This window comes from Anaerolineales bacterium, assembly GCA_022866145.1.
Classification (GTDB): Bacteria; Chloroflexota; Anaerolineae; order Anaerolineales; family E44-bin32; genus PFL42.
In genome coordinates this window covers 1-2,793 of record JALHUE010000293.1, presented here as the reverse complement: position 1 = coordinate 2,793, position 2,793 = coordinate 1, and the positions used below count along the sequence as shown (strand labels likewise).

4 protein-coding genes are annotated in these 2,793 nt (G+C 66.1%); all 4 read right to left on the bottom strand.

What is annotated here, in order from left to right; all coding sequences use genetic code 11:
- A partial coding sequence (locus MUO23_09055; GenBank protein ID MCJ7513103.1) for a site-specific DNA-methyltransferase occupies positions 1-303 on the bottom strand: 303 nt, incomplete at its 3' end.
- A 41-nt stretch (positions 304-344) separates the two neighbouring features.
- Positions 345-671 (bottom strand): hypothetical protein, encoded by a 327-nt coding sequence (locus tag MUO23_09050; protein ID MCJ7513102.1) that lies wholly within the window; start codon positions 669-671, stop codon positions 345-347.
- An 87-nt stretch (positions 672-758) separates the two neighbouring features.
- Complete coding sequence (locus MUO23_09045) at positions 759-1,526, bottom strand: CoA-transferase subunit beta (protein ID MCJ7513101.1); 768 nt, start codon at positions 1,524-1,526, stop codon at positions 759-761.
- Positions 1,523-2,500, bottom strand: coding sequence for a hypothetical protein (locus tag MUO23_09040; protein MCJ7513100.1), 978 nt, complete (start codon positions 2,498-2,500; stop codon positions 1,523-1,525). Before MUO23_09040 ends, MUO23_09045 begins: the two co-directional genes overlap by 4 nt.
- Positions 2,501-2,793 lie beyond the last annotated feature (293 nt).

The window sequence follows — 2,793 nt, the reverse complement described above, 5'->3', positions numbered from 1 at the left end:
GTCCTGCAGGATCGTCCCGAGGCGGAAGATGTTGTGATAGGTGCCGATCACCCACAGGCTGCCCTGCGGCTTGAGCACCCTGTGACAGGCTTGCAGCCAGGCGCGCGAGAATGCATCGTATTCTGCGAAACCTTCGAATTGGTCCCAATCATCGTCGACCGCATCGACCCGCGTCTGGTTGGGCCGCCACAACTCCTGGCGCAGCTGCAGGTTGTACGGCGGGTCGGCGAAGACCAAATCGATCGAGCGCTCCGGCAGGGTCTGCAGCACCTGGAGACAATCGCCTTCCAGGACCTGGCCCACCGGGAGCGGCCCGGCATTGGGGGTGCCTCGGCGGGAATCGCTCACTGCGGACAGGCCCCCGAAGGCGCAACCGGATTCCAGCCATCTGCCGAGCAGCTGCAGTAGACCGCCGCTTCAATTGCCGGGCTGAGGCTGAGCGGCAGGAACCGGACGCGCGTCTGCAGGCAGTCATCCCCCAGGCTTGAGGAAGTCGGGCGCGTGAATGACAAAGCCAGGGCGGCGCCCTGATTGGCGCGCGCCAGCCACAGCCGGATCTCGCCTGGCTGGCCGGCGCTCAGCACGATGTCGCCACGCATCCCCATCCACAGCAGGGTCCAGGTCGGACACAGGCACACCAGGGCCAACAGCAAGCTGGCAAGGCAGCCCATCCAGGGGCGCAGGCCTCTTGGCGGGCGGCGCGTCGCCTGCCCTATGCCCGGCTCCTCGGGGAGGCCATTGCCAGCCTCGGTCATCGGCTAGATGTAGAAACGCTCGCGATCGACTTGCTCGCGCAGAATGTGAAGTTCTTCTGCGCTGGGCTCAGGGTTCTCGCTCACCGGGCCTGCGGGTTCGAGGGCAAAGCCGGTCGCTTCCTGAACCTGCTGCAGGCTGATCCCCGGCTGGGTCGCCACGAGCTGCATGCGCTTGGTCTCCGGATGATAGCCGAGGATCGCCAGGTTGGTGACCACGCGGTACGGGCCGGTGCCAGGCGGCAGGCCCGCCGCCTCACGCGCCCCCGGGCCGGTGAGGTAGCCGGGCGTGGTCACGAAGTCGACCTTCTCGACGAAGCGCTGGCGGTCATGGCGCATGATGGCGATCGTCTGCCAGCACTGCGAGCCGACGTCGTTGGCGCCGCCACTGCCAGGCAGGCGGACCTTGGGATGATCGTGGTCGCCGATCACGGTGCTGTTGAGGTTTCCGTAGGGATCGATCTGCGCCCCACCGAGGAAGCCGTACTCGACGAAGCCGCGCTGGGCGGCCTCGATCACGTCACAGATGCCGGCCGCCGCCAACGCCCGATGGAAGGTGCGCCGTCCGCCGACCGCAATCGGCAGGTCATCCAGGATGGCCCCGGTGCCGCCAAACTCGAAGATCGTCATCAGGTTGGGGGCATGCATCTTCTGGGCGAGGGCCGCCGCCAGCATCGGGAGCCCCGTTCCGACGAAGGCCGTCGTGTTGTCGGTCATCAGCCGGGCCGCAGAGCAGATCAGCAGCTCGCTCGGGTTGTAGCCTGGCTCACTCATGCCCCCCTCCCCGGCACCATCGCCCGCAACTCCGCCAGCCGCGCCTGGCCGAACAACTCCAGGTAGGCTGCATGGTCAGCCGGTCCATGGATGTAGCGTGCGAGATAGGCGCGGGTTGACTCGGCCGTCTTCGAGGCCTCGACCCACTCCTTGATCGCCGGCTCGTCGCGCTCGTACACGTAGCACATCTCGCCGGGGTGCGAACCGAACGGGGCTTCCACAACGGCGTCGACCAGGTAGTAGGGAATGATCGTGCGATCGGGCTGGGCACGAATGACCTCGGTGTCGACGATCTCCTCGGTGCTCAGGATCAGACGGCGACTGGCACGCGACATTTCATGGGCGAAGCCGCTGATGCCGTCGATCTGGGCATTGCCATACTTGTCCGCCCGGTGGACGTGGATCAGGCCCGCATCGAGGATCAAAGCCGGCACCAGGCCGATCGGGTCGCCGGTGAAGGGACATTCCACCACCTTGGCGGCACTGTAGTTGAAAGTATCCGTGCCGAGCATCGAGCGCATCGGCAGGAACGGCACCCCCATTGCGGCGGCCTTGAAGCGCCAGGCGAGGCCGGCATTGCTCCACTCGACGATCTGCTCGAGGTTGCCAGAGTCCACTTCCCGTCGCAGGACGTTCGACACGCCGTAAAGCTCGAGCCCGATGTAAGTGAAGTCGGTAGCCTTGACCATGGAGGCGCCGAGCAGCAAGTCGATCTCCAGGACGCTCTGGCCGGCGACGCGCAAGTCCTTGCGTCCCTGACGGATCAGCTCGCGCACCAAGGACATCGGCGCTCGGACGCTGCCGTAGAGTTCGGTGCCGAGGTAATCGCCGTCGTGGACGAAACGCCGGATCGCCTCGGCCTCGGACATGCGCTTATCGATCAGGCCTTTGGGCTTGCGGCGGTTCCAGGCGCGGAAGGCGTTGACATCGGGCGGCTGCAGCATCGGCCCCCGACCCTCGCTGATTACCCTCATAGCACGTCCTCCTGGCGGAAGCTGCGGGCGTATTCAGTGTAGCATGCCCTCTTGTGAGGCGGAATCCGCGCCGCCTCGACCTGCCCGGCCCCCCGGGGTGTCGGTGGATGGCCGCTATAGTGTTCCGACAAACCCCGGCCCGGCCAGGAGCCTGGCGACCGACGCCAGCTGGCGCCCGGCGCACAGATCGGTGAGTTTCGTCGGTTGACATCGACGGCACGCGCGTGCTAGACTGGGTTGTACTTCGTTGGTTGACCCAACAAACTAACCTGGAACCTCATGCCCCCCCGACT